A 26,220-nucleotide genomic window follows, 5' to 3' on the forward strand; every position below is an offset into this window, starting at 1 on the left:
TATGGGCGAGACAAAGAAGAATTCAAAAGCAACTTCTATATTAAAAAACAATCCCCTGACATCCATAGTCAAGGGCAACATAGGAATCATAGTGGTTCTGATAATCATGTGTGTGGCCGTAGCACTTGCCACAGACAAGTTTTTAACGACCAACAACATCATATCAGTGCTTAGACAGATATCGATCAACACATACATAGCACTTGGAATGACACTCATAATCATACTTGGTCACATTGACCTGTCAGTTGGATCGATAGTAGCTATGTCGGGAACTCTAACCGTAGGTTTTATAGTTAATCAGGGACTTCCTCTCGGCGTAGCAATAGCAGCAGGCCTTCTGGTCGGCACAGCGGCTGGCTTTGTAAGTGGTTTCATAGTAGCCAATTTCAAGGTGCCTGCATTCATCATCACAATGGCCATGATGAATATAGCAAGTGGTATAGCTTATGTCTACACAGGTGGACAGTCAACACGTATCACAAACAAGCTCTTTATCGAGATCGGTACAGGATATCTGTTCAATGTGATTCCACTTCCGGTAGTGTACATGGTAGTGCTCATCATACTGTTCAGCTTCATCCTCAGTAAGACAAAGTTCGGAACATACGTATACGCGATAGGTGGTAACCGCGAGGCCGCAAGACTTTCAGGTGTACCTATCAAGAAGATAGAGATCATAGTGTTTACAATATCAGGACTTCTCTCAGCATTCGCAGGACTTGTACTCTGTTCAAGAATGTACTCAGGCCAGCCTTCAGTTGGAAGCGGATACGAGCTTGATGCCATCGCAGCCTGTGTACTTGGCGGAACCTCTATGACAGGTGGTAAAGGAAGAATCAGTGGAACAGTATTTGGTGCCATGGTCATCGGAATCATCTCAAATGGTCTTAACCTTATCGGAGTGTCATCATACTGGCAGCTCATCATCAAGGGTCTCATCATCGCATGTGCGGTACTCCTTGATGGACAGAAGGGCAAGCTTGAGCTCCTCAAAAAGAAGAAACTTGCAGCAAACTAGTAGAAAGAGAGGACTGATAATATGGAGATTTTTAGAAAGATGTCCTTCGCGGATTCCACGGGAGATGCAATACCTTTCTACCACGAGGGCAAATATCATATATTCTCACTGACTTCCCCTCCGGGAACAACAGTGTACCCGGCAAGACTCAGAACAACATGGAGCCACAGTGTATCAGATGATCTGGTGCACTGGGAGGAACTTCCTACAGCGCTCTATCCGGGCGAGGGCGACGAGCCGGATGCATCAGGAGTATGGACTGGATCAGTCATATACGGCGAGGGCAAATACCATGCATTCTATACAGGCTACTGCCTCACCGCAGAGTATCAGCAGACCATATGCCACGCTACAAGCGACGATGGAATCACATGGGTGAAGGATGCAGCCAATCCGGTCATCACACCTATGATAGAGCTTTACGAGAAGCTTGACTGGAGAGATCCATATGTATTCTACAATGAGGAGGACAAATGTTACTGGATCCTCATATCAGCGAGAAGGTTGGATATGCCGATAACCAGAAGAGGATGTATAGTTCTCTACAGATCAAAGGATCTGGTCAACTGGGAATATTACGGACCGATATATTCACCGGGACACACCAACTGTCCTGAATGCCCTGAGATGTACAAGATGGGAGACAATTGGTATCTCTCATACTCAAGATTCTCAGAATATGTAAATACAATATACAGAGTTGCAAAGTCACCATTTGGCCCATGGAGAAAGCCAAAGAAGGATGGCATAGGCGGAAGAAGATTCTACGCAGCCAAGTCCATGCAGGATGATGACGGCAGACGCTTCTACTTCGGTTGGGCTCACGACAGAGCAGACAGAAGCGACAGAGGTGAATGGTACTGGGGCGGAACCTTCTGCGTGCCGCACGAGGTAGTTGCCACAGCGGATGGAGGACTTGACGTAAAGCTTCCAAAGGAATATGAGCATGTATTTGAGAAGCCTGTGGCATGGGATTACATCCCTGTACTTGGAAATGCAGAGCTTCACGGAGACAGACTGGTTGAGATGGATTCAGTAAGCACATGCACATACGGATTCCTTGGACACAACGAGGAGAGCTACATGCTGAAGTGCAAGATCATGCCTAGAGAGGTGTATGACCATTTCGGTATACTGCTCAAGTCAGACAAGGAAGCAAGCGGATGCCTTCTCCTTGAGTTCGATGTGGCCATGCAGAGAGTGTCATTGGTAAATCTTCCTATGGGAGTTGACCCGTTCTGGGTTCAGTCCTGTCAGGCTGTGCCTCCTGCAACGGAGCCGGGCCCTGATGGAGTCAGAGTGTGCGAGAAGACATTTGACATAACAGAGGGCAGCGAGATAGATGTGAAGATCATCGTTGACCATGATATGGTGGAGGTATTTGTCGGAGAACAGGTGGCATTTACATACAGGATATATGCAAAGCCTGAGTTTGAGACAGGACTTCTGGCACAGGATGCAAGAGTAGAATTCTATGACATAGAGATCACAGGAAAGTAAAATTCACAAGGAGGATCCAACATGGAAAAGAAATATGATGTTGTGGCTCTTGGTGAATTCCTGATAGACTTTACCCCTGCCGGAAGCAGTGATTCCGGGATGAAGCTCTTCGAGCAGAATCCCGGAGGCGCTCCGGTAAATATGCTCACGGCAGTCAGCAAGGCCGGACTTAAGACCGCGTTTATAGGAAAGGTCGGGGATGACATGCATGGCAATTTCCTTATTGAGACGGCAAAGCAGGCAGGAATAGATACCAGAGGTATAGTTGTCGATGACACGGTATTTACCACTTTGGCATTTGTCACTCTGGATGAGAACGGAGAGCGTGAATTCTCATTTGCCAGAAAGCCGGGAGCGGACACAATGCTCTGTTACAAGGAAGTGGATGCCGACCTGCTAAGAGACACAAAGGTGTTCCATATAGGTTCGCTGTCTCTCACGGATGAACCGGCCAGAACCACCACATTCCAGGCGGTGAGAGAGGCGAGAAAATACGGAGCGGTGATATCCTATGATCCAAATTACAGAGAGCCGCTGTGGGACAACAGAGAAAATGCGATGGAGAGAATGAAGAGTATTCTCCCGCTTGTAGATATAATGAAGCTTTCGGATGAGGAGACGGCACTCCTCACACCATTTGAAGATCCGAAGGAGGCTGCGGAGTATCTCCTTGGAACAGGCGTCAGACTTGTTGCGGTCACCCTGGGAAGTGAGGGTGTGCTGATATGCAGCAGGGATGGCAGCAGAAAAGTTCCTGGATTTGTCAGCCATGTGGTCGACACAACCGGAGCTGGAGATTCGTTCTGGGGGGCATTTGTATCGCAGCTTATAAGGGCGGACAAGAGCCTGGAGGAATTCAGTATAGACGAGCTTGAAGAATTTGCAAGATATGGAAATGCGGTGGCGAGCCTGTGTGTCGAGAAGCGCGGAGGACTCAGATCGATTCCTGAAGAGAGCGAGACATTTGAGAGACTCGCAGTAAAGTAAGTGTACTACAATTTTTCACATAAAATTTTCCCTTAACCCTGAAGACCGGAGAGTTTCCGGTCTTCTTTTTTGTACAATCTAACATTTGGACAGTGTAATCATTCAAAAGTGCATTGACTCATAATTCCATTTCCTATAATATGTGGCTGGTGAACAAAAAAATAATCATATATACCACATATTATTAGGAAGAAGAGATGATAAATTGGGAGGAGAGAAACAGAGCGAAAATACCAGGATCATATAAGGAGTGGCTTAGATTTTCAGGAAAATGTCGTATAGCAGGTAATACAGCAACATTTTGGGGACCGAATGAATTCCATTCTGAATATGTACCAGAAGGATTGGTTATAATTGGGGAAATTAATGGTGATGGAGAAGTGGTGTGCTTTTCAAAGAATGAAGGCGGTTTTGTACGGGTATTTGAAGGGAAAACAACAGAGATTAATGATTTTGCGTGTGTTCTTAAGGAAATAATAAAATTAATGGATGATAAACCTATCTTATCTCAAGAAAGATATTTAGAAATATTGCAGAAAATCAAAGAAAAAAGGATAGGGAGAAAAATAAATAAGCAAGCAGGAACGCAGCAGTAAATGGGTCCCATTTGTGATATAGGCGGAATGCAATAATAAAATGTGATTTTAATAATTATATACGCTCATAAAATGTGAAAAAGAAGTTAGTAAAAGCTATAATTATGTGATATAGTATTCTGTGAGGAGGTAGAAGTATGTATTTTAAGAGAAAAATAGATGACTTTTTATTGAATTGGAAAGAAGATATATCGCATAAACCATTAATCATAAAAGGTGCAAGACAGATTGGAAAAACAGAGTCTATATTACATTTTGCAGGTAATGTCTATGCAAATGTTGTATATATAAATTTTGTGTTGGATAAAAGATTTCGTGCAATTGTAAGTGATGGCTATGATGTAGACACGGTAATAAAGAATATTTCTTTGGTTGATCCAAATTTGAAATTTGTTCCTGGGGAGACAGTTATAATTTTTGATGAAATACAGGAATATCCGGATGTAGCCACATGTTTGAAATCATTTAATATAGACAGAAGGTTTGATATTATTTGCAGTGGTTCTATGCTTGGGATTAATTATAAAAAGATTCATAGTAATAGCGTTGGAAACAAAACAGATTATGAAATGTATTCTATGGACTTTGAAGAATTTTTGTGGGCAAAAGGATATACGCAGAAACACATTGGTGACATTTTAAGGCATATGACTGAACTCAAACCATTTAACGAAACGGAGTTAAATGTGTATAAGGCGTTGTTTCTGGATTACTGTGTATTAGGTGGAATGCCGGATGTAATCAGAGGGTATATAGAAACAGGTACATTTTCCGGATCGACTGCTGTGCAAGAACAGATCAGGCTTGATTATGAGGAGGATGTTCGTAAATATGCAGAAGGGCTGGATCAGGCAAAAATCATAAGTGTATATAGAAGTGTGCCCTCTCAGTTAGCGAAAGAAAATAAGAAGTTTCAGTTTAATAAAATAGATAAAAATGCCAGATCAAGGGAATATACCGGTTGCATTGAATGGTTAATTGATGCAGGAGTTATTATAGAGTGTCAGTGCCTTGGGTATCCTGAGCTGCCACTTAAAGGAAATGTAGATGAAGGAAAATTTAAGTTGTATTATCCGGATACGGGATTACTGATTTCTGCACTTGATGAAGAAGCGCAGGAGGATTTACGTGTAAATAAGAACCTTGGTGTTTATAAGGGCGCGTTATATGAAAATTTTGTAGCTGAAGCCTTTATTAAACAGAAATTGGGGTTATTTTACTATAAAAAAGAAAACTCAACTTTAGAGGAAGATTTTTTTGTCAGATCAAAAAGTGAGTTGCTGCCGGTAGAAGTTAAATCAAACAACGCCAGATCAAAATCTTTGTCTTCACTGATAAAAAATGAAAATTACAGTGATATAAAAAACGGAATTAAGTTTGGTGATTTTAATGTTGGATATGTAAACAATATATATACGTTTCCGTATTTCTGTGCATTTATGATTAAGGCATTTGTAAAAAAATTGGATTAAAAATATAGTGTAATCTTTATGAAATTTCATTAGGCTTATTTGATTTTGCGAATAAGGCTTTTCTTAAGTGGGTGAAGGCTGATAAGGATGATTTAGATGGAGAAATAATAATGCAGATATTTGTTGATGCAGATGCGTGTCCGGTAGTGGACATTGTTGAGACGATCGCAGAAAAATATAATATACCAACTACACTTTTGTGTGACACGAACCATGTGCTGTATTCTGATTACAGTGAAGTTATAGTGGTTGGTGCCGGTGCGGATGCAGTAGATTATAAGCTGATCAGCATATGCCATAAAGGGGATATCGTAGTGTCACAGGATTATGGCGTTGCTGCCATGGCACTTGGTAAAGGGGCATATGCCATTCATCAATCCGGTAAGTGGTATACAAATGAAAATATTGACCAGATGCTGATGGAACGGCATCTTAACAAGAAAGCAAGGCGAAGTTCTCATAAGCATCATATGAAAGGACCGAGAAAACGTACAGAAGATGATGATTTACGTTTTGCTCAATCCTTTGAAAAACTCATACGGATGGCAAAGGCAAATGAAGGCAGTTCGAAGGAAAATGATGAACAAAGAAAATAGTTGCATGGCTATCTCTATATTGTACATTTGTTTGTAAAATGGAAAAATGAAGCTGAGAATGATGGCTGGTTGCTGATCATAGCGTGATGTGATCATATATGAGCTTTTTGGACGGACAGAGTAAGAAGTATCAGGTTTCTACCAGTGGCAGTAATACTCTGACGGTGAAGATCTCGTCTTTTGCAAAGAACTGGAACTGTCCATGATAGGAGTCCGCGATCGCAGCAATATTCTTAGTTCCGAAACCATGTCCTGTCTGCGTGGAGACAGGCAATCCATTTTCAAAAGCAACCGTTCCGATAAACGAATTGCTGATCTGGATCAGAAGCGTCTGATTCCGTTCGGCGAGCTGAACCTGTATGAATTTTTCCTCTGTTTCGATCGATGCATGGAGCGCATTTTCCAGAGCATTTGACAGAATCGCACATAGCTTTGTGTCGGACAGAGGAAGTTCCGCAGGGATAGAAGCCTGAACTAGCAGGGAGATGCCCTCTGATTCCGCTTTAGTATCATAGGCGGACAGAAGCAGATTGATCAGCTCGTTTGAACAGAAGCGTTTTGGAGTGATCGCATCTAAGTCGGATTGGGCGGTTTGTATGTATTCCTGAATCTTATCCAGATTCCCAGTTCCTGCAAGTGCCTGCAAATAAGTAAAATGATGGTGCATATCATGACGGTAGGAGGCTGCCTGTGTCTGCATGGTGCGCATATGATTCAGATCAATGGCAGCATGTGTAAGCTGCATATGAAGAGATTCTGCCAGGCGTTCTGCCTGTTCCTGTTCTTCCAGTTTATGATAATAATAAAAGATAAAAACAAAATAGAAAATGCAGCAAATGGACGGCATAAACTGAACTACAAATTCGTTGCTGGTATAAAGCATATCGGTATAAATCGTAGAGGCATAATCGAAAAGATAGTAGCAGAGAGGAAGGATGCCAAGAATATAGACGGATTTATTTGCTTTTGGCATAAAATGCTGCGCCAGATTTGATTCATAGTGGTATAGGAAATAAAAGGTTACAAAGGCACATCCTACATAAACGATCGTATAGATGATCTTATTGTCAGAAAATAAGCGAACCGCTAGTCCGCACCAGAGAGGGATCTGACAGCACATATAGGCAGTCAAGACACTGACGATCGAAGTGATCCATGAGCATTTGTATATCAGCCAGAGAAAAAGCACCAACGGAAGATGTACAACGACCGGATACAGCCCTCGGGAAATCTCCTGTCCGAAGACGGCGAAAGAAATGATCTGAAGTATTCCGTCGAGGGCACAGAAAACAGACAGAGTGAGTATGTTTTTCCGGTTAAAAGGAACACCGGTAAAACATATGCTTGCTACTGTACCAAAGAGGAATACGGTAATAAAATAAATACTGTCGCAGAGAAAACTCATATCATTGTCTCCTTATTTCCCAAAAGAGTTTGTATAGGCAAAATTTAAAAACTGTTCCGAAATCTTCGTGTAGTTATTTCTGGAAAGCGGAATCTTCTGACCGTCTGTCAGGATGATATCGCTTTTCGTAACATATTGAATGTAATTCATATTTACCGCATAAGAACGGTGTGGATATGTAAAGTCCGGATAGGCTTTCAGAATATCCTGAAATTCCGTAAAGGTCATTACGGCAGAGACCATGGTCTGATCTGCCAGATGTAAGGTGATGGTTCTGTGTGTGACCTCACCATAGACCAGAGAGGATACCCGGATCCGGCTGTACTGCTTCGCTGTTGTATAAATGATGAAGCTTGCGGTATCTTTCTCATCCAGTTCGGCAAGAATGGAATCTATGGAGGCAAAAAATTTTTCTTCGGTTACCGGTTTTAACAGATAGTTCTGAGCTTTTACTTCGTAGCTGTCTACCGCATATTCCGGAGAACTTGTCAGGAAGATGATCTCGGTATCTGTTCCGGAAGCTCTGATATTTCTCGCAATCTCAATTCCGTTTTCTCCGGGCATTAAAATGTCCAGGATCGTAATATCAAATTGTTTTCCTTGATCGATGGCATCCAGTAATGAGAAGCCATTTTGAAATATATGAATCTGAAGCGGTGTGGCATGAAGCTCCTGATATCGTTTGAAAAGCGCTGCCAGTATCTGCCGCTCCTGTTTACTGTCGTCACAAATCGCTATATGTATCAAAAAATCTACTCCTTATCATGGCTTAACAAATATATGATAAGCCGGTCGTTGATCGTCATTTGTACAGGCGTACTCATTGACCTGGGTTCATTATAGCATAGTTCTGATCAAATCGACGGACATTTCATGCACATATAGTGACATTTCATGTAGCGGATGCAAAAAAATGAAATCTGTTGTAGAATGCGGAGCTGCTTCATGATAGACTGAAAATATCAAGAGAATTCAGATCAATGGAGGATTAATAATGGGAAAAGTACGATTCAATGATAATACAGAAATAGTTGCAGCTGTAAAAGAAGGACTAAAAAGGAAGGATGGATATTGTCCGTGCAGGCTTGAAAAGATACCGGAGAATAAATGTATCTGTAAAGAATTTCGGGATCAGATCAATGATCCGGAGTTTGAGGGATACTGCCATTGTCAGTTATATTACAAAGAAAAGTAAAATAATATATGAATTATTATCAGAACATATAGACTGGTTCGTCAAAATAAACATAAAAATATTAATAAATCCAAAAAAATTGCTAATAAATCCAAAAATATTCTATTCTTTCTTCCTGCTTGTCACATTATAATGAATTTAGTCAATGAGACAGAGCGAAAAATAAACAAAATGTACAAACAGGAGGAATGAAATATGAGAAAGAAAAAAATTATAGCTGTCGTTGCAGCAGCAACACTTGCATTATCAATGGTAGGATGTGGATCAGGCGGATCAGGCGGAAGCAGCTCAAGCGGAGTTGCAAATAAGGATAAGCCACTTTGCTGGTTCAACCGTCAGCCATCCAACAGCTCAACAGGAGAACTTGATAAGGAAGCATTAAGCTTCAACAAAGATACTTATTATGTAGGCTTCGATGCTAATCAGGGTGCTGAACTTCAGGGTCAGATGGTACTTGATTATATCAAAGCAAATGCAGCAACAATCGACCGTAACGGTGATGGCGTTATCGGATACGTTTTAGCAATCGGTGATATCGGACACAATGACTCAATCGCTCGTACTCGTGGTGTTCGTTCAGCACTTGGCACAGGAGTTGATGCAAATGGTGCAGTTGATTCAACACCTGCAGGTACAAACGTAGACGGATCAGCAAAAGTTGTTCAGGATGCAAAGCTTGATGTAGATGGTAAGACATATACAATCCGTGAGCTTGCTTCACAGGAAATGAAGAACTCAGCAGGTGCTACATGGGATGCAGCAACAGCAGGAAACGCTATCGGAACATGGACAGCTTCATTCGGTGATCAGATTGATGTAGTTGTTTCAAATAACGATGGTATGGGAATGTCAATGTTCAATGCATGGGCAAAGGATAACAAGGTTCCTACATTTGGATACGATGCTAACAGCGATGCAGTAGCAGCTATTGCAGAAGGTTACGGCGGAACAATTTCACAGCATGCAGATGTTCAGGCTTACTTAACACTCAGAGTTCTTCGTAACGCACTTGATGGTGTAGACGTTGATACAGGTATTGGCACAGCAGATGAAGCTGGTAACTGCTTAACAGAAGGTGAAGATTACAGATACAGCGAAGAAGAAAGATCATACTACGCATTAAACGTAGCAGTAACTGCTGAAAACTATCAGGATTTCACAGATTCAACAAAGGTTTATGACAAGGTTTCAAAACAGCTTGATTCAAGCAAGAGCCCAACAAAGAAAGTATGGCTTGATATCTACAACGCTTCAGATAACTTCTTAAGCTCAACATACCAGCCACTTCTTGAGAATTACGATGATCTGCTCAACCTGAAAGTAGATTACATCGGTGGTGATGGTCAGACAGAGTCTAACATTACAAACCGTCTTGGTAACCCGGGCGAATATGACGCATTTGCGATCAACATGGTTAAGACAGATAATGCAGCATCATACACAACACTTCTTAACAAATAAGATAACGGATCGGCAGGCAATAATGATTTAACTCAGAGGGGTGTCAGATACAAGATTTGATACCCTTCTTTTACTAAGAAAGGGAAGTAGAGATATGGCAGAAGATAAGAATAAATACATCTTATCGATTCAGGGCATGAGCAAGTCATTCGGTAGAAACAAGGTTCTGGATCACATCAACCTGAATGTGAAACCGGGCTCGATCATGGGTCTTATGGGTGAGAACGGTGCCGGAAAATCGACAATGATGAAATGTCTCTTCGGAACCTATCAGAAGGACGAAGGAACTATAATATTAGATGGTAAAGAAGTAAACTTCTCAGGTCCAAAGGATGCCCTTGAAAACGGAGTTGCAATGGTTCATCAGGAGCTTAACCAGTGTCTTGAAAGAAGCGTTGTGGACAACCTGTTCCTGGGACGTTACCCAAAGAATTCCCTCGGTGTGATCGATGAGGGAAGAATGAAAAAAGAAGCTTCAGATCTGTTCAGAAAGCTCGGTATTACCGTAAATCTGACACAGCCGATGAAGAAAATGTCAGTATCACAGCGTCAGATGTGTGAGATCGCAAAGGCTATTTCTTACAACTCAAAAGTAATTGTACTTGATGAGCCTACATCCTCACTGACAGCACCTGAGGTTGCAAAGCTGTTCAAGATGATGAGACAGTTAAAAGAGCAGGGAATTTCCCTGATTTATATATCACATAAAATGGATGAGATCTTCGAGATCTGTGACCAGATATCCGTTCTTCGAGATGGTAGTCTGGTAATGACAAAAGACAGTAAGGACACAAACATGAACGAACTGATCTCCGCAATGGTTGGTCGTTCTCTTGACAATAGATTTCCACCTGTAGACAATGAGCCCGGTGAGACAGTTCTCTCCGTACAGAACCTGTCAACAAAGTATGCACCAAAGCTCCAGAACATCACATTTGATGTTAAGAAGGGTGAGATTTTCGGACTGTATGGTCTGGTAGGTGCAGGTCGTACAGAGCTCCTTGAAACCATATTTGGTATGCGTACAAGAGCAGCAGGAAATGTACTTTATAACGGCAAGATGATGAACTTCTCATCACCAAAGGATGCCATGGATCATGGTTTTGCCCTGATCACAGAGGAAAGAAAAGCAAACGGACTTTTCCTGAAAGCAGATATCACATTTAATACAACAATTGCAAATATGAACCATTATAAGAGCGGAATCGCGCTTAGCCATGACGATATGGTTCGTGCAACCGCAGAGGAGATCAAGGTCATGCATACAAAATGTATGGGACCGGATGATATGATCGCAAACCTCTCCGGTGGTAACCAGCAGAAGGTTATCTTCGGTAAATGGTTGGAGCGTTCGCCTAACGTATTTATGATGGATGATCCTACAAGAGGTATCGATGTAGGTGCCAAGTACGAGATCTATGAACTGATCATCAACATGGCAAAGCAGGGTAAAACGATCATCGTTGTATCCTCAGAGATGCCTGAGATTCTTGGTATCACAAACCGTATCGGTGTTATGTCGAACGGTCATCTTGCAGGAATCGTAAATACAAAAGAGACCAACCAGGAAGAATTATTAAGACTTAGTGCGAAATATTTGTAATAGAGAGGAGTTTTGGTTATGGCAGATAAAAGTAAGATCCTTTCGGCCGATGCAGAAGCAGCGCTTTTGAAGCCGATTGATGAATATGTAGGAAAAATACAGTCACAGATCGATGCACTCCGTGTAGACGGATCTGACAAGGTTCAGAGCTATAAGAACCAGATCGCAATTGCGAAGGAAGACAAGAACTTATCAAAGGATGAGAGAGCAAAAGCAGTTGCAGCAGCAAAGACTGGACTTGAAAAGGCAAAGAGCGTGGAAGCAGCAAACAAGGATAAGGTATCCAAGTTGATCGCAGAAGCAGAAAAGTACCTTTCAGAGAATTATAACAGCAAATATTATGATAAAGTAGTTGCAAGCTGCGAGGCAGAAAAAGCAGCAGAAAACGAAGCTTATGAGAAGGTTCGTGCAACGATCAAGACAGAACACGAACAGACACTTGCCAAGCTGTCCGCTGCAGACGAGATCAAAGATGAAAAATATGTATATAAGAACAGATTATTTGATGCACAGATGTCTCATGAATCCAGATTACAGGAGATCAAAGACAAAAAGCATGATGCATTTGCACATAAGTTCCATCTGATCGACCTCTTACGGATGTCCAAATACACATTTGGTCAGAAGCAGGCTCAGAAGATCGAGAATTACAAATACACATTTAATACATCCCAGTTCCTTTATAAGAACGGTCTGTATATCGTAATCATCCTGATCTTCATTGCACTTTGTATTATCACACCAATCGTTAAGAATACACAGTTATTAACCGTTACCAATATCCTGAATATCTTACAGCAGGCATCTCCTCGAATGTTCCTTGCACTCGGTGTTGCCGGTCTGATCTTACTTACAGGTACTGACCTTTCCATCGGACGTATGGTAGGTATGGGTATGGTTACAGCAACTATCATCATGCATAACGGCCCTAACACAGGTGGCGTATTCGGACATATCTTTGATTTCTCAAATATTTCGGCCGCTCCTAGAGCAATTCTTGCACTGGTAGCCTGTATAATTCTTACAACAGTATTTGCAAGTATCGCAGGTTTCTTCATGGCGAAGTACAAGATGCATCCATTCATCTCAACCATGGCGAACATGTTGATTATCTTTGGTTTAGTAACATACGCAACAAAGGGTGTATCATTCGGTGCGATTGATTCTTCAATCCCTAGCATGTTCATCCCTACATTTGGCAGCTTCCCATCGATTATTCTTTGGGCGATCGTAGCAATCATTGTTGTATGGTTCATCTGGAACAAGACAACATTTGGTAAGAATCTGTACGCTGTAGGTGGAAACCCGGAAGCAGCAGCAGTTTCAGGTATCTCAGTATTCAAAGTAACACTTGGCGCATTCATCCTTGCAGGTATCCTTTACGGATTCGGTTCATGGCTTGAATGTAACAGAATGGTAGGTTCCGGTAGTGCCGCTTATGGACAGGGCTGGGATATGGATGCCATTGCAGCCTGTGTAGTTGGTGGTGTATCATTTACAGGTGGTATCGGTAAGATCTCCGGTGTTGTAACTGGTGTACTTATCTTCACATCACTAACATACTCACTGACAATCCTTGGTATTGATACAAACCTTCAGTTCATTTTCGAAGGTATCATCATCCTTGCGGCTGTAACTCTTGACTGTCTCAAGTATGTACAGAAGAAGTAAGGAAATGTAATAATCGCTCACAAAAAAATGATATAAATCAAAAGCCGCTCCGTTCGTCTTTGATGTGCTTTCTGTCAGGCTGACAGATGCAAGCTCCAGACTGAACGGAGCGGCTTTTAAAATATCAGGAGTACGCTGTTATTTTATTTGGATATATATAGTAAAACGGGATTTTGGGGTTCATTCTGAACGTAGATTTGTTATAATAAGGAACAGATAGAAAGAATAGAAGAGGAATGAGATATGGATAATTATAAAGTGGTACTCGTCGATGACGAGGTGGAAGTAATCGATGCGATCGAACAGAGAATTCATTGGGATATATTAGGATTTGAAGTTGTTGGAAGTGCGACAAACGGTGTGAAAGCACTGGAGCTCGTGGAGAAGCAGCAGCCGGATGTCGTGATAACCGATATCAAGATGCCATATATGGATGGACTGGAGCTTGCCAGGAGATTGAATAAAGAATATCAGAATATCCATATCATCATTTTTACAGGATTTGATGAGTTTGAATATGCGAAGGAAGCTGTTCATCTGGAAGTAGAGGAATACATGCTGAAGCCAATCAATGCTCTGGAGCTTACGGAATGTATGAAACGATTGAAAAAGACTCTGGATAAGGAGAGAGAAGAGCGTCTGAATGTAACAAAGCTTGAGAATTATCTGAAGGATTCCCTTCCGGTGCTTCAGACGAATCTGTTTGTTTCGTTGATCGAGGGTCGTGTAAATGAAGAATATTGCGAGAAGTTTTTGAATGCGTATCAGATTGATATGAAAGGACCGTATTATTGCTGCGCGATCTTTCATACCTCGGAGCATCATGTTCCGGATGGTATGAATCCATTGCTGCTTGCCATGTCAGTCGAGCATGAGATCAAGGATCGTTTAGCACCGGAATGGAAGAATCATATGTTCACATATCTGGGAAATGCACTTATGATCATAGAACTGGAAACGGAAGAAATGGTAGTTGCATTTACAGATGCCTGTGACCGATTCTGTAAATGGGCATATCGTGTTATGGGAGCTGTTGTGACTGCAGGAATCGGAAGAGTCTGTGATAATCTGATCAGCGTTAATTCTTCTTATGATGGAGCAAGAGAAGCAGTTTCTTATCGTGTGTTATATGGAACGAGCCGTGCGATCAATATTGGTGAGATCGCACCGAAGGAGCAGGAGATCCTGATCCAGCCGGAGGATACAAAGATGCATGATCTGTTCAAGGCTATTCATCTGGGAGTACCGGAGACACTTGAACAGTCGGTGCGGAAGGAAGTGGAGAAGCTTCATAATAATGCGCAGACCGTGAACCAGTATAACCTTGCGATCATGGAGATGGTGGGAGCATTTTATCGATTCTGTGCTAATAATTTTATAGATTTTAATGAGTTTTGCGGTAATGTCGGAAATCCATACGAACGTGTACCGGAGATGGATGAAAGCACATTAACCGCGTGGATGATCGATTCGGCAAAAGCCATCAGTGAGGAGCTGAAAAATGCCAGAAACAGTACATCGAGACGTATGGTTACAGATGCGCAGAATCTGGTGCATGACAGGTATATGGAGCCGAATCTCTCCTTGGATACAGTGTGCTCGGCACTTGGAGTATCGAATTCTTATTTTTCCAGTGTATTTAAAAAAGAGACAGGAAAAGCATTTGTAACATATCTGACCGATTACCGGATGGATCATGCGGCAGAACTGATTCTCGAAACGAATGAGAAAAGTTATCAGATTGCAGAGCGGGTCGGTTATCTTGATGCAAATTATTTCAGTTATGTATTTAAGAAGCGTTTTGGGGTTTCGCCATCCAAATACAGAACGGAGCATCTGAAAAAATAAAGGATAAATAAGGGGAAGCGTGTTGAAGAATATAAGAAAGAATAAAAAGAAGAAAAATGAAAGTTCTATTATCGGACGTCTTCGGGGGTGGTTTTATCACGGCAGATTTATAGGTTTTGATATTCAGTCGATCATTATGACAGTGCTTACTGCCCTGACGATCATCACAACAGTTATCATGGGTCTGCTGTTGTATAATCGTTTTAAGATGGCGATTAAGCAGACTGCGGTCACGAATACGGAAAATATGGTGGAAAATACTGTTGAAAAGCTGGATGCAGATCTGTTAAATGTGCGTCAGATCACGAATGCGGTGAATTATAATATTATTCAGGAATATGATATTTCCAGCCGGGATTTTAACCGGCAGTTCAGTCTGTTATATGAGATCAATGCCGATAAGATCCAGAGTATGGCGCTATATGATGATAAAGGGAATCTTCTTACTGCAGAACCGGTCACGGTACAGAAGGATGCTGTGGAACCGTCGGAGCAGGACTGGTATCAGGATGCAGAGGCAGATATCGAGAATATTCATTTCTCTATACCGCATATCCAGAATCTGTTTGTCGATGGCACATATCGATATTACTGGGTTGTATCTCTCAGCCGTTCAGTTGATATCAACGATGGTGAGCAGCCGGGAAGTGGTGTCCTTCTGGTCGATATGAAATATTCGGTGATAGAGGATACATTGGCACGGATTAACGATGCGTCAAATGGCATCTATTATTACCTGTGCAGCCGTGATGGTCAGATGATCTATCATCCGCGCGGAACCGATATGGACAGAGGATATTTCAAAGAAGAATATAGGAATGCAGCAACCTATGAGGATGGGACATATGAACTTACGGTCAATGGCAGGACAAGCAATGTGATCGTAAACAGTGTTGCTTATACCGGATGGAAGGTGGTCGGTGTAGTTCCGGAAAGTGTACAGATCGCGAGCATCAACCGGTTCCGGTATTATATCATTACAACGGTTATCATTCTTATGATGATGCTTTTAGGGGTGAACCGTATTATTTCGAAGAAGATATCCAGGCCGATTCTGAAGTTAAATGAATCAGTCAAAGCATATGAGGCAGGTGGTCCGACAGATATCTACATCGGTGGATCGTCCGAGATCCGTCATCTGGGATATTCCGTTCAGAAATCCTATGAACAGATCGAAGCTTTGATGCAGGAGATCATACGGGAACAGACGGAACGAAGAAAGAGTGAGATGGATGCGCTGCAGAGCCAGATCAATCCGCATTTCCTCTACAATACCCTGGAATCCATCACATGGATGGTAGAAGCAAAGAAGAACCTGGATGCGGTGTTTATGATCTCAGAGCTTGCAAAGCTGCTTCGTATCAGTCTGTCAAAGGGCAGAACGGTGATCAGAATATCGGATGAGATCCAACATAGCAGAAGTTATATGAATATTCAAAAAGTTCGATATAAGGACCGTTTTCAGATCGAATTTGATATTGATGAAGAGATTAATGAGTACTGTACAGTAAAGCTGATCGTTCAGCCGATTCTTGAAAATGCCATTTATTATGGTGTAGGGAATATGGATGAGGATGACGGCGGCAAAATCACGATCCGGGGAGAGAAAAAGGGCGACGATATATATATTTCCGTAGAAGATAATGGTATGGGAATGAATGAGGACATTGTAGAGAATATATTAAAAGATAATAACAAAGTGCCAAAACATGGTTCCGGTGTCGGTCTGATCAATGTTCATTCCAGAATTCAGTTGATGTTTGGAAATGAATATGGTCTGGAGGTTTACAGTGAGCCGGACGAGGGTACAAGGATTGTGATCCACATACCGGCTATTCCATATACAGAGGAGAATCGGGAACAGCTTGAAACACAGAATTATAGAAAGGGGAGAGTGACAGATGAAGAGAAATAGAATTACTTTCCTTATAGCAGAGCTGATCCTGGTTGCCATTGCCGGCATATTTATCAACCGGATCTTTCGGGAAGATAATCCACAGAAACGTGTGGCAGTTATTCTTCCGGATTCCGGTAATACCAGATGGGAAGGTCTGGTTAATGGACTGAAGCAGTCTGCGCAGGTAAATAACATTCATTTGATCATCTGTAATACAGATGAGATCGTAAGTGCAGATGATGAAAAAGAGCTGATCGATGAACAGCTTGAAAATGATGTGGATGCATTTATCATCTGTCCGGCTCCCGGAACAGATACAAAAGATATGCTTACGTCTTTGCAGGCGGAGAAAGAGACCTTTGTTCTGATAACGGAGGACGCTTATATGGCAGATGACACAGAATCGACCGGATTTGTAACGATAAAGCCGGATAACTATCAGATCGGCTATACTCTCGGCAGGCAGATCATAAAAAATGATACAGATAATCAGGCAGGCAAGAAGGTCGGAGTGATTGTCGGACGGGAAGAGACTGAAGCAAGTGTCAGCCGTGTAAAAGGACTTACCGATGCACTTGCAGGATATAACTGTGAGATTGTCTGGACGTATAATCAGAATAGCGGTAAAGATACCTGTAAGGCGGTGGATTCCCTGGAAGCGGTGGATTATATAGCAGCTATGGATACAGAAGCTCTTGATACACTCGGTGAAAATGCTGAAAATGGGTATTATAAAGGGGCAGATATATATGGGGTAGGTACAAGCATGAAATCCGTTGCTCTGCTTGATTACAACAAGATTAAATGCCTTGTTGTACCGGATGGATACAGCATCGGTTATGAGAGTGTAAATGAGATCGCAAAGGAACTTGGACGACCATTATATACATTAAAAAGTCATGAAGAAGCGATACGGGTAATCTATAAGGATGACCTGTTTTCGGAAGAGACAGAAAGGTTTTTATATTCGTATGAATAGAAAGAAAACAAGAAAAATAATAGCCTGTATATGCATATTGGCAGTTATGATGTCTCTGGTATCCTGCGACAGCAGGAAAAATCAGAAAGACAGAACTCTGCGGGTCGGCGTTGTTACATATACGCCGGATGATCCGTTTATCAATGCAATGACAGATATATTGAAGGAGGATCTGAAAGCATTAGAAGCAAGTGATATGAAGGTTATCGTATCAGTCAGAAGCGGAGATAACAGTCAGCAGGAACAGGATGAAGTGGTGGAGGAAATGATCGATGCCGGATGCGATGTACTTTGTGTAAATCTGGTCGATCGGACTGCTCCGTCAAATATTATAAGACTCGCAAGACAGAATAATATTCCGGTGATTTTCTTTAACAGAGAGCCGGTAAGAGAGGATCTGCTGCAATGGGATAGGCTGTATTATGTTGGATGTGATGCAGCACAGTCCGGCGAGATGCAGGGTGAGATTGCTGCGGAATATATAAAGAATCATCCGGGGGTGGATCGCAATCAGGATGGTAAGATCCAGTATGTACTCTTAGAAGGTGAAGCCGGACATCAGGATGCGATCAGCCGGACAGACTGTTCGGTAAAGACCATTCTTGAAAATGGTGTGAAGCTTGAGAAACTGACCTATCAGTTTGCAGACTGGAACCGCGCGCAGGCAGAGAACCGAATGAGTCGGTTGATCAGTCAATATGGGGATCAGATAGAGATGGTTATTTCCAATAATGATGAGATGGCACTCGGTGCAGTCGAGGCTTATAAGAATGCCGGATATATGCAGAGTGATTATCCGGTCATCTTCGGTATCGATGGATTAGATGATGCGTTGGAAGCTGTTCGGCTTGGCACTATGCAAGGAACTGTCTATAATGACAGAGAAGCTCAGGCGAGAAAGATTGCACTGATTGCAGTAGCCTTGTTCCGTGGAAATGATGTGAGCGTATTAGGACTTGAGGATGAACGGTATTATATGGCACAGTACCGTAAGGTCGATGTCAATAATGTGGATGAGTTTTTGAAAAAATAACTATGTAGCAGGAGGTTAGCCTAAATGCAGGATATATGGATTGAATCTTTTTATAATGAAATTGATGCTGAGAAACGACAGGCATTTCTAAAGGAACATACAGGAGATCCGAAGGATGAATTGGATGAATTCCGAGAGAAACTCTGGATTGCCCGGTATGGCAAACGAAAACCAAAGAATGATGCATTTGTGGGCTATCTGATGCAGATGAAATATATCGCAGAAGGTGGTGGCATGAGACTTGGCGCACAGAAAAGAAAGCAGGCTGCGGAAGTTCTGACAGGTTTATTCCTCGGAAGCTATGACAATCTGGATATCGAGAAGCAGGAGATGGTATTCTATGAGATAAAAAATGCTTTCCTGAAGCTGATCGGTGTCAGCAAGAACGGACGTGGATTTACTTCTGTCGTATTTGGCATGGGGCAGTTATCTGATGAAAGTGTAGCAAAGAAGATCGCAGATCAGATCAGCACGATCGCATTTGCCACACCGCACATGCTTCATATGGATAAGGAGTTTGCGGTATTCCAACAGGCTGCACTTGAGGCCTTTCGACAGGAATTCCCGAACCGGGAGCATTTTCTGAAGAAGTAGGGGTGTCCGTGATATGGTGTTGGATAGTTATCAGGACATGCAGGATATTGTTAAATATGCGGTTATAAAAAGAGCGTTATAAGATAAAAAAGCCAGATAAACATTAGTTATTGTGTTTATCTGGCTTTTTATGATCCTTTATGCATTCTCCTGCGTAGCAGCACCTTCGTATACGGCTTCGTTTGTAAGTTCGATGCCGAGCTTCTTAAAGGTTGTCATGTCGACTGCAGACAGGATCGATGATACATGGAGCTGACAGCCGGACAGCTTTGGAAGCTGTTCTAATGCATGCTTTGCATTTGGATCGGAGACAGCACACATGGATAATGCGATCAGAACTTCGTCGGTATGAAGACGAGGATTCTTGCTGCCGAGGTATCCGGTCTTTAAGTGCTGGATCGGTTCTATAAAGGTACGTGAGATCAGATGCGTGTTCTTATCAATGTTTCCAAGTACTTTAATTGCATTTAACAATACAGCAGATGCAGGACCGAGCAGATCGGAAGTGGAACCGGTAACGATCGTTCCGTCCGGCAGTTCTAAGGCTGCGGCGGCAGAACCATTTTCCTGTGCAAGGTTATTTGCAACCGGAACAACAGCACGATCATTGACTGTGATCTTCGCCTGCTTCATGATAAGTTCCTGTTTGTATACTTCGTCTTTGGTCGCTTCGTCTTTAACGAAACGGTTCAGAGACTGATAATATCGTCTGATAATTTCCTGCTTGGACGCTTCTCTGCAGGCTTCGTCGTCAATGATGCAGTTTCCCGCCATATTTACCCCCATATCGGTCGGGGATTTGTATGGACAGTAACCATAGATCCCTTCGAACATGGAAGCCAGAACCGGATAGATCTCGATATCACGATTGTAGTTGACGGTTGTTTCCCCATAAGCTTCCAGATGGAAAGGATCGATCATATTAACATCATTTAGGTCTGCGGTAGCGGCTTCATAAGCCAGATTGACCGGATGCTTAAGTGGGATATTCCAGATTGGGAAAGTCTCAAATTTGGCATAGCCGGCCTTGATGCCACGCTTGTTCTCATGGTAGAGCTGTGACAGACAGGTCGCCATCTTGCCGCTTCCCGGACCCGGTGCGGTAACAATGACAAGCGGACGGGTTGTCTCTACATACTCATTTTTTCCATAGCCCTCATCACTTACGATATAGTCAATGTTATTCGGATAACCCTCGATGGAATAGTGATGGTAGACCTTGATGCCGATCGCTTCCAGTTTCTTCTGGAAAATATCGGCGGATGGTTGTCCGGCATATCGTGTGATAACCACGCTGCTGACGTACAGCCCTTTCTTTTTATATACGTCGATCAGACGGATAACATCCTGATCGTATGTGATTCCCAGATCGTGACGGATCTTATTGCGCTCGATATCAGCGGCGTTGATCGAGATGATCATTTCTGCCTGATCTGCAAGCTGTAAGAGCATCTGTAATTTGCTGTCCGGTGCAAATCCCGGAAGTACGCGGGAGGCATGATAGTCGTCAAATAATTTGCCACCGAATTCCAGATACAGTTTATCTCCAAATTGTTCGATACGTTCCCTGATATGCGCAGACTGCATGGACAGGTACTTGTCATTGTCGAAGCCAATGCGTTTCATTTTTTGAAATTCTCCTTCGTAAATTAATCAATATACGGTGGACACTTAAGAAAATGAAGTGTCCTATAAGAGAATACCACAGAGAGGGGAGAAAATATAGAGAAAATTTACTCAAGGTTTCGATTTTCCCCAATATTCTTCTATAGCTTCCTGATTTAATCCTTCGCCGATGACGATCAGGATTGCCTGCCCATTTGGGATCGGCTCAATCTCGGTCTTCTGGTGGGTGACGTTGATGGATATCCAGCTTCCATCAGCGAGCTGCTGGAACCCTTTAATCCGGAAGACCTTACCACAGGCTGGATCGTGCAGGATTTTCTGGCAGCTTTCTTTTAAGAAATCCTCTGTAAAATCCATATTCATGAAGTACAGACTGTCGTAGGTCTGTTTGTCGTCAAACCAGAGTTTCGTATAATTGGCATCTTGATAGCCGGATGAGAGGATTGCTTTATAGTCCTCATCGGTCAGATCTTTCCAGTCTTTTTCCAGAACGACCTGCTTTGGTGTGGACTTAGAGTGCAGAATGTCAAATGACTGTTTTACATAATCTTTGGTAGAGTCTAACTGTTCCGGTGTGACTTCCTGTGAATGACTGTATAAGACAGTGCCGGCCTGTGCCACCTGAGAAGCCAGAAGATAACGGGAAGCCTCAGAGAGATTCTGCTCTAGTGTGGCATCAATGATTGTGATAACATTTCCAATCGTGTACCAACGGTCAAGCGGATCTTCGTGCAGGGCATCGAAGAATTCATCCATATCGAAGATGCCGGATGGCTCTACCAGAACGCGGTCATAACCACACATTCCCATTGCGATCAGCTTGGTTTTAAATCGTCTGCGGTGACAGTCAGCATCACAACCGCCGGCAACCATTTCTAGTGTACAGTTATCGCCGAGAATATCCTGTAACAGCATGGCATCGACATTGACTGCACCAAAATCGTTTTCAAGAATGCCGATATTTAAGCCCTGATCGATCAGGTATTTAGCATATTTCCTTATAAATGTAGTTTTACCGGAACCTAAGAATCCGGTGATCAAATCTATCTGAATCATAAAAATCACCTCTTGCTGTATTTGCAGATGATATTCGTGTGTGCATTCGTAACCTATATGTTATTTGTGTATCTTAACTTGCCAATACAGGGGCATTTGAGGTCGCCGGTACTTGATGGCACATAAGTGGCATCTTAGTACCGCTGCAGACCTAACTGAGACCTTACCGAGGTTTATCCGAGGTTAGTTCGAAGTTACACAGCGGGAAAACGAGCGGAAGCGTCCCCTGATTGGGAATGTTAAGGATACACAAATATAGAAGTAGATAAGTGCGCACACGAATACAATCTGCAATCACATTCTAGCACAGGCGGGGGAAAAAGAAAATCGAAGGAATGGGAAAAAGTTATCTTGTCTGAATCCCGTCCATAAGGTATAGTAACCTTATCACGAAATAAACGGAAAAGGGTAAGACGAATGATTTTAAATGTAGAAAATTTGACGCATGGTTTTGGAGACAGAGCCATTTTCAATAATGTATCTTTCCGGCTGCTTGCCGGTGAACATATCGGACTGGTTGGAGCAAATGGTGAAGGTAAAAGTACCTTTATGAATATTGTGACAGGAACACTTGCGCCGGATGAAGGTAAGGTGGAATGGAACAAGCATGTGCGTGTTGGCTATCTGGATCAGCATGCGGTGCTGGAAAAGGGAATGACGATCGAATCTGTGCTGAAGTCAGCATTTTCTTATCTGTTTGAGATGGAGGAGAAGATCAACCAGATTTATGATAGCATGGCGGATGCAACGGATGATGAGATCATGGAAATGATGGAGGAAGTCGGCACGCTGCAGGATCTTCTGACAAATCATGATTTCTATATGATCGATGCCAAGACGGAACAGGTAGCGAGAGCGCTGGGGCTTCTGGAACTTGGACTGGATCATGACGTAACAGATCTGAGCGGTGGTCAGCGTACCAAGGTTTTGCTTGCAAAGCTGTTACTTGAGAAGCCGGAGATTCTGTTGCTTGATGAGCCGACAAACTATCTGGATGCAGAACATATCGAATGGTTGAAGCGGTATCTGCAGGAGTATGAGAACGCATTCATCCTGATCAGCCATGATATTCCATTTTTAAATGATGTCGTAAATATCATCTATCATATGGAGAATCAGGAATTGAACCGCTATGTCGGCAACTATGACAAATTCTTGGAAGTATACGAGGCGAGAAAGGCACAGCAGGAGGCTGCTTACCGGAAACAGCAGCAGGAGATCAGCGAGCTGAAGGATTTCGTTGCCAGAAATAAAGCGCGTGTTGCCACAAGAAATATGGCGATGTCCAGACAGAAGAAGCTGGACAAGATGGATGTGATAGAACTTGCGAGAGAACGTCCAAAGCCGGAATTTTACTTCAAGGAAGCGAGAACACCGGGTAAGATGTTATTTGAGACTGAGGATCTGGTGATCGGATATGATAAACAGGCGCCGCTTTCCAAACCAATCAACCTTCGGATGGAGCGTGGAGAAAAGATCGCGATCGTTGGTACAAATGGTATAGGAAAGAGTACGCTGCTTAAGAGTCTGCTTGGAATCATCAAGCCGATATCCGGTACGGTGCATCTGGGTGATTATCTGTATAAAGGCTATTTTGAACAGGAAATGGCCGGAACAGAGAATACCTGTCTGGAAGAAATCTGGCAGGAATTTCCGGGATTTTCACAGTATGAGGTGCGGTCGGCACTTGCCAAATGCGGATTGACAACCAAGCACATCGAGAGCAAGGTTAAGGTATTAAGCGGTGGCGAGCAGGCAAAGGTACGCCTGTGTAAGCTGATCAATCAGGAAACGAATCTGTTGATCCTCGATGAGCCGACAAACCATCTGGATGTGGATGCAAAGGACGAATTGAAGCGGGCACTGAAAGACTATCATGGTTCGGTTCTGTTAGTCTGCCATGAGCCGGAGTTCTATTCGGATATTGTGACAAAGGTGTGGAATCTGGAAGAGTACAGTGTGCTGACACTGTAATAAAGAAAAGTATTGCAGGCAGTTTTTATGTAGAAAATATAAGGCTGTCTGTAATTGATAGCACATATAGTTTAGTATGAGAAATGAAGTTATAAATATGAGGTGAAGACTGTCTATAATCGGATGGGAATATAGACGGCTATGAATATGCTGACAGAGATAATACTGAATGACAAAGTGACAAATGAAAATATCCGGGTACAGGTTATAAGATCCGGGAGAAAAAGTCTTGGCCTGGAGGTGCGACCGGATGGAACGGTGCTTGCAAGGATTCCGGCGAGATTATCTGACCGGAAGTTAAAAGCATTTATAGAGAAACAACAGGATTGGATCTTAAAGAAGGTGGATCAGGTAAAAAAGCGTGCGGATGCACGAACGAAAATTAAGGTTCCATCTGTGGATGCGTTATCAGATGCAGAGATTCAGAAGATCAAGGATAAGATAGCAGATCGGGTAAAGTATTATTGTGCGGTTATGCAGGTGACAGTTGGGCGCATCACGATCCGCAACCAGAAGACCAGATGGGGAAGCTGCAGCAGTGCCGGAAATGTGAATTTTAATTATCGGTTATATTATCTGCCGGATGAATTACTTGACTATGTGGTAGTGCATGAGCTGGCACATAGACGACATATGGATCATTCCAAAGAATTCTGGTCAGAGGTAGCGCGGTATTGCCCGGACTATAGAGCGAGACGGAAGCAGTTAAAAGAATATCAACTGGCGAATTAAAAATTGAAATGTAAAGGAAGTTTAATATGGGATTATTTCGAAAAAAGAAAGAGCAGGCATCATATGATAGTCAGAGTAAACGACCGGTCATCAAATGCAGCATCTGCACCGGTGAACAGGTCGCAGGTTTTCAGGATATCCATAACGGGACATTTGAAGATGTCATGTTGATCCGTGGAAAAGAAGATCTGAAAGTCTTCCGGAAAAAATATGGAATCCCGCAGGATGCGGAGATTCCAAAGATATATTGATTTTCTTTCATATTTTCAATATGATCGCCGAGTGTAACTCCGTCTTTGTTTATATCGATGCCTTTAATACCCATAATAGTTCCTCCTGAAAAAATAGTTCCTATATTATCTATAATACAGAGTTCATAACAAATAGCAAAAAGGAGTTTAACTGTGACACAGGAAAATTTAGTAAGATTTGTGTTCCGAAATATTAAAAAGAATGAAGCAGAGCAAACAGCAGAGATCGAACGGATCTGTTTTCCTCCGAATGAGGCCTGTACTCCGGAGATGATGCATTTGCGTGTGGAGAAAGTGCCGGAAATGTTTCTGGTTGCGGTAGATAAAGCAACAGGTAAGATTGCCGGATTTATTAATGGTCTGTCTACAAATGAAACGGTTTTGCGTGATGAATTTTTTCAGAATGCAGATCTGTATGATCCTGCCGGAGAAAATGTAATGATCCTTGGTGTTGATGTTTTGCCGGAATATCGCAGGATTGGGCTGGCTTCCGAGATGATGGAATGTTATAAGAACAGGGAAAGACAGAATGGACGAAAGCGACTGATCCTTACCTGTTTGGAATCCAAGGTTGCCATGTACCGGAAGATGGGATATGAGGATAACGGCATGTCGGTTTCTTCGTGGGGCGGCGAACAGTGGCATGAGATGACGTGTGAACTGGAAAAGGGTATCCCGGAGGCAATTGCAAAGACAGCCTTGGAGCTTGGATAAGGAGAAAGA

The 26,220-nt window shown here is 42.6% G+C and carries 23 protein-coding genes; 19 read left to right on the top strand and 4 right to left on the bottom strand.

The window, feature by feature from the left end; translation table 11 throughout:
* Position 1: 1 nt before the first annotated feature.
* From rbsC to GT641_RS03460, 6 genes are all read left to right on the top strand, one after another.
* Positions 2–1,021: a ribose ABC transporter permease gene (rbsC, locus tag GT641_RS03435; protein WP_008402271.1), complete on the top strand. Its 1,020-nt coding sequence runs from the start codon at positions 2–4 to the stop codon at positions 1,019–1,021.
* Positions 1,022–1,042: 21 nt separating this feature from the next.
* Positions 1,043–2,521, top strand: a complete 1,479-nt coding sequence (locus tag GT641_RS03440) for a glycoside hydrolase family 32 protein (protein WP_008402272.1) — start codon at positions 1,043–1,045, stop codon at positions 2,519–2,521.
* A 21-nt stretch (positions 2,522–2,542) separates the two neighbouring features.
* Entirely contained in the window at positions 2,543–3,508 is a 966-nt protein-coding gene (locus GT641_RS03445; RefSeq protein WP_021944551.1) for a carbohydrate kinase, read from the top strand.
* Between the two features lie 197 nt (positions 3,509–3,705).
* Positions 3,706–4,104 carry a hypothetical protein gene (locus tag GT641_RS03450; RefSeq protein WP_161116811.1) on the top strand — a complete coding sequence of 133 codons (399 nt, stop codon included), beginning with the start codon at positions 3,706–3,708 and terminating at the stop codon, positions 4,102–4,104.
* Positions 4,105–4,241: 137 nt separating this feature from the next.
* Positions 4,242–5,576 carry an ATP-binding protein gene (locus GT641_RS03455; protein WP_161116812.1) on the top strand — a complete coding sequence of 445 codons (1,335 nt, stop codon included), beginning with the start codon at positions 4,242–4,244 and terminating at the stop codon, positions 5,574–5,576.
* A 110-nt stretch (positions 5,577–5,686) separates the two neighbouring features.
* Positions 5,687–6,172, top strand: coding sequence for a YaiI/YqxD family protein (locus GT641_RS03460; RefSeq protein ID WP_117808614.1), 486 nt, complete (start codon positions 5,687–5,689; stop codon positions 6,170–6,172).
* A 130-nt stretch (positions 6,173–6,302) separates the two neighbouring features.
* On the opposite strand, the gene GT641_RS13135 is transcribed toward GT641_RS03460, so the two are convergent.
* Together GT641_RS13135 and GT641_RS03470 are read right to left on the bottom strand one after the other, a co-directional pair.
* Positions 6,303–7,577, bottom strand: a complete 1,275-nt coding sequence (locus GT641_RS13135; protein ID WP_243143677.1) for an ATP-binding protein — start codon at positions 7,575–7,577, stop codon at positions 6,303–6,305.
* Positions 7,578–7,589: 12 nt separating this feature from the next.
* Complete coding sequence (locus tag GT641_RS03470) at positions 7,590–8,324, bottom strand: LytTR family DNA-binding domain-containing protein (RefSeq protein WP_161116813.1); 735 nt, start codon at positions 8,322–8,324, stop codon at positions 7,590–7,592.
* Positions 8,325–8,571: 247 nt separating this feature from the next.
* On the opposite strand from GT641_RS03470, the gene GT641_RS03475 reads away from it, so the two are divergent.
* The 9 genes from GT641_RS03475 to GT641_RS03515 all read left to right on the top strand — a co-directional run bounded on the left by GT641_RS03475 (position 8,572) and on the right by GT641_RS03515 (position 19,858).
* Positions 8,572–8,772: a Ferredoxin thioredoxin reductase subunit beta gene (locus GT641_RS03475; RefSeq protein WP_021944545.1), complete on the top strand. Its 201-nt coding sequence runs from the start codon at positions 8,572–8,574 to the stop codon at positions 8,770–8,772.
* A gap of 195 nt (positions 8,773–8,967) precedes the next feature.
* Positions 8,968–10,233: a substrate-binding domain-containing protein gene (locus GT641_RS03480; protein WP_008402284.1), complete on the top strand. Its 1,266-nt coding sequence runs from the start codon at positions 8,968–8,970 to the stop codon at positions 10,231–10,233.
* A gap of 94 nt (positions 10,234–10,327) precedes the next feature.
* The gene (locus GT641_RS03485) at positions 10,328–11,836 is read left to right on the top strand and encodes a sugar ABC transporter ATP-binding protein (protein ID WP_008402285.1); all 1,509 of its coding nucleotides are present in this window, start codon (positions 10,328–10,330) and stop codon (positions 11,834–11,836) included.
* A gap of 18 nt (positions 11,837–11,854) precedes the next feature.
* On the top strand, positions 11,855–13,507 hold the full coding sequence (locus GT641_RS03490) for a galactoside ABC transporter permease (protein ID WP_161116814.1): 1,653 nt from the start codon (positions 11,855–11,857) through the stop codon (positions 13,505–13,507).
* Positions 13,508–13,750: 243 nt separating this feature from the next.
* Positions 13,751–15,355 carry a response regulator gene (locus GT641_RS03495; RefSeq protein WP_161116815.1) on the top strand — a complete coding sequence of 535 codons (1,605 nt, stop codon included), beginning with the start codon at positions 13,751–13,753 and terminating at the stop codon, positions 15,353–15,355.
* A gap of 19 nt (positions 15,356–15,374) precedes the next feature.
* Entirely contained in the window at positions 15,375–17,270 is a 1,896-nt protein-coding gene (locus GT641_RS03500) for a sensor histidine kinase (RefSeq protein ID WP_347562835.1), read from the top strand.
* Positions 17,257–18,231 carry a substrate-binding domain-containing protein gene (locus GT641_RS03505; RefSeq protein ID WP_161116817.1) on the top strand — a complete coding sequence of 325 codons (975 nt, stop codon included), beginning with the start codon at positions 17,257–17,259 and terminating at the stop codon, positions 18,229–18,231. The genes GT641_RS03500 and GT641_RS03505 overlap by 14 nt, the downstream gene beginning before the upstream one ends.
* A complete protein-coding gene (locus GT641_RS03510) occupies positions 18,224–19,264 on the top strand; it encodes a galactose ABC transporter substrate-binding protein (RefSeq protein WP_161116818.1) in 1,041 nt (346 codons plus the stop codon). Before GT641_RS03505 ends, GT641_RS03510 begins: the two co-directional genes overlap by 8 nt.
* Positions 19,265–19,288: 24 nt before the next feature.
* The gene (locus GT641_RS03515) at positions 19,289–19,858 is read left to right on the top strand and encodes a DUF6553 family protein (RefSeq protein WP_161116819.1); all 570 of its coding nucleotides are present in this window, start codon (positions 19,289–19,291) and stop codon (positions 19,856–19,858) included.
* A gap of 138 nt (positions 19,859–19,996) precedes the next feature.
* On the opposite strand, the gene GT641_RS03520 is transcribed toward GT641_RS03515, so the two are convergent.
* Positions 19,997–21,484, bottom strand: coding sequence for a DUF1846 domain-containing protein (locus tag GT641_RS03520; protein WP_008402298.1), 1,488 nt, complete (start codon positions 21,482–21,484; stop codon positions 19,997–19,999).
* Between the two features lie 111 nt (positions 21,485–21,595).
* A complete protein-coding gene (locus GT641_RS03525) occupies positions 21,596–22,540 on the bottom strand; it encodes a GTP-binding protein (RefSeq protein WP_161116820.1) in 945 nt (314 codons plus the stop codon).
* 417 nt (positions 22,541–22,957) lie between these two features.
* Here GT641_RS03525 and GT641_RS03530 point away from each other — a divergent pair, with 417 nt between their 5' ends.
* From GT641_RS03530 to GT641_RS03545, 4 genes are all read left to right on the top strand, one after another.
* Positions 22,958–24,514: an ABC-F family ATP-binding cassette domain-containing protein gene (locus GT641_RS03530; RefSeq protein ID WP_008402300.1), complete on the top strand. Its 1,557-nt coding sequence runs from the start codon at positions 22,958–22,960 to the stop codon at positions 24,512–24,514.
* A 141-nt stretch (positions 24,515–24,655) separates the two neighbouring features.
* Positions 24,656–25,246: a M48 family metallopeptidase gene (locus GT641_RS03535; RefSeq protein ID WP_161116821.1), complete on the top strand. Its 591-nt coding sequence runs from the start codon at positions 24,656–24,658 to the stop codon at positions 25,244–25,246.
* Between the two features lie 26 nt (positions 25,247–25,272).
* The gene (locus GT641_RS03540) at positions 25,273–25,497 is read left to right on the top strand and encodes an aspartate dehydrogenase (protein ID WP_161116822.1); all 225 of its coding nucleotides are present in this window, start codon (positions 25,273–25,275) and stop codon (positions 25,495–25,497) included.
* A 153-nt stretch (positions 25,498–25,650) separates the two neighbouring features.
* A complete protein-coding gene (locus GT641_RS03545; protein WP_161116823.1) occupies positions 25,651–26,211 on the top strand; it encodes a GNAT family N-acetyltransferase in 561 nt (186 codons plus the stop codon).
* The last annotated feature ends 9 nt before the right edge of the window (positions 26,212–26,220 follow it).

Source organism: Clostridium sp. BIOML-A1 (genome assembly GCF_009874105.1).
Lineage (GTDB): Bacteria > Bacillota > Clostridia > Lachnospirales > Lachnospiraceae > Coprococcus.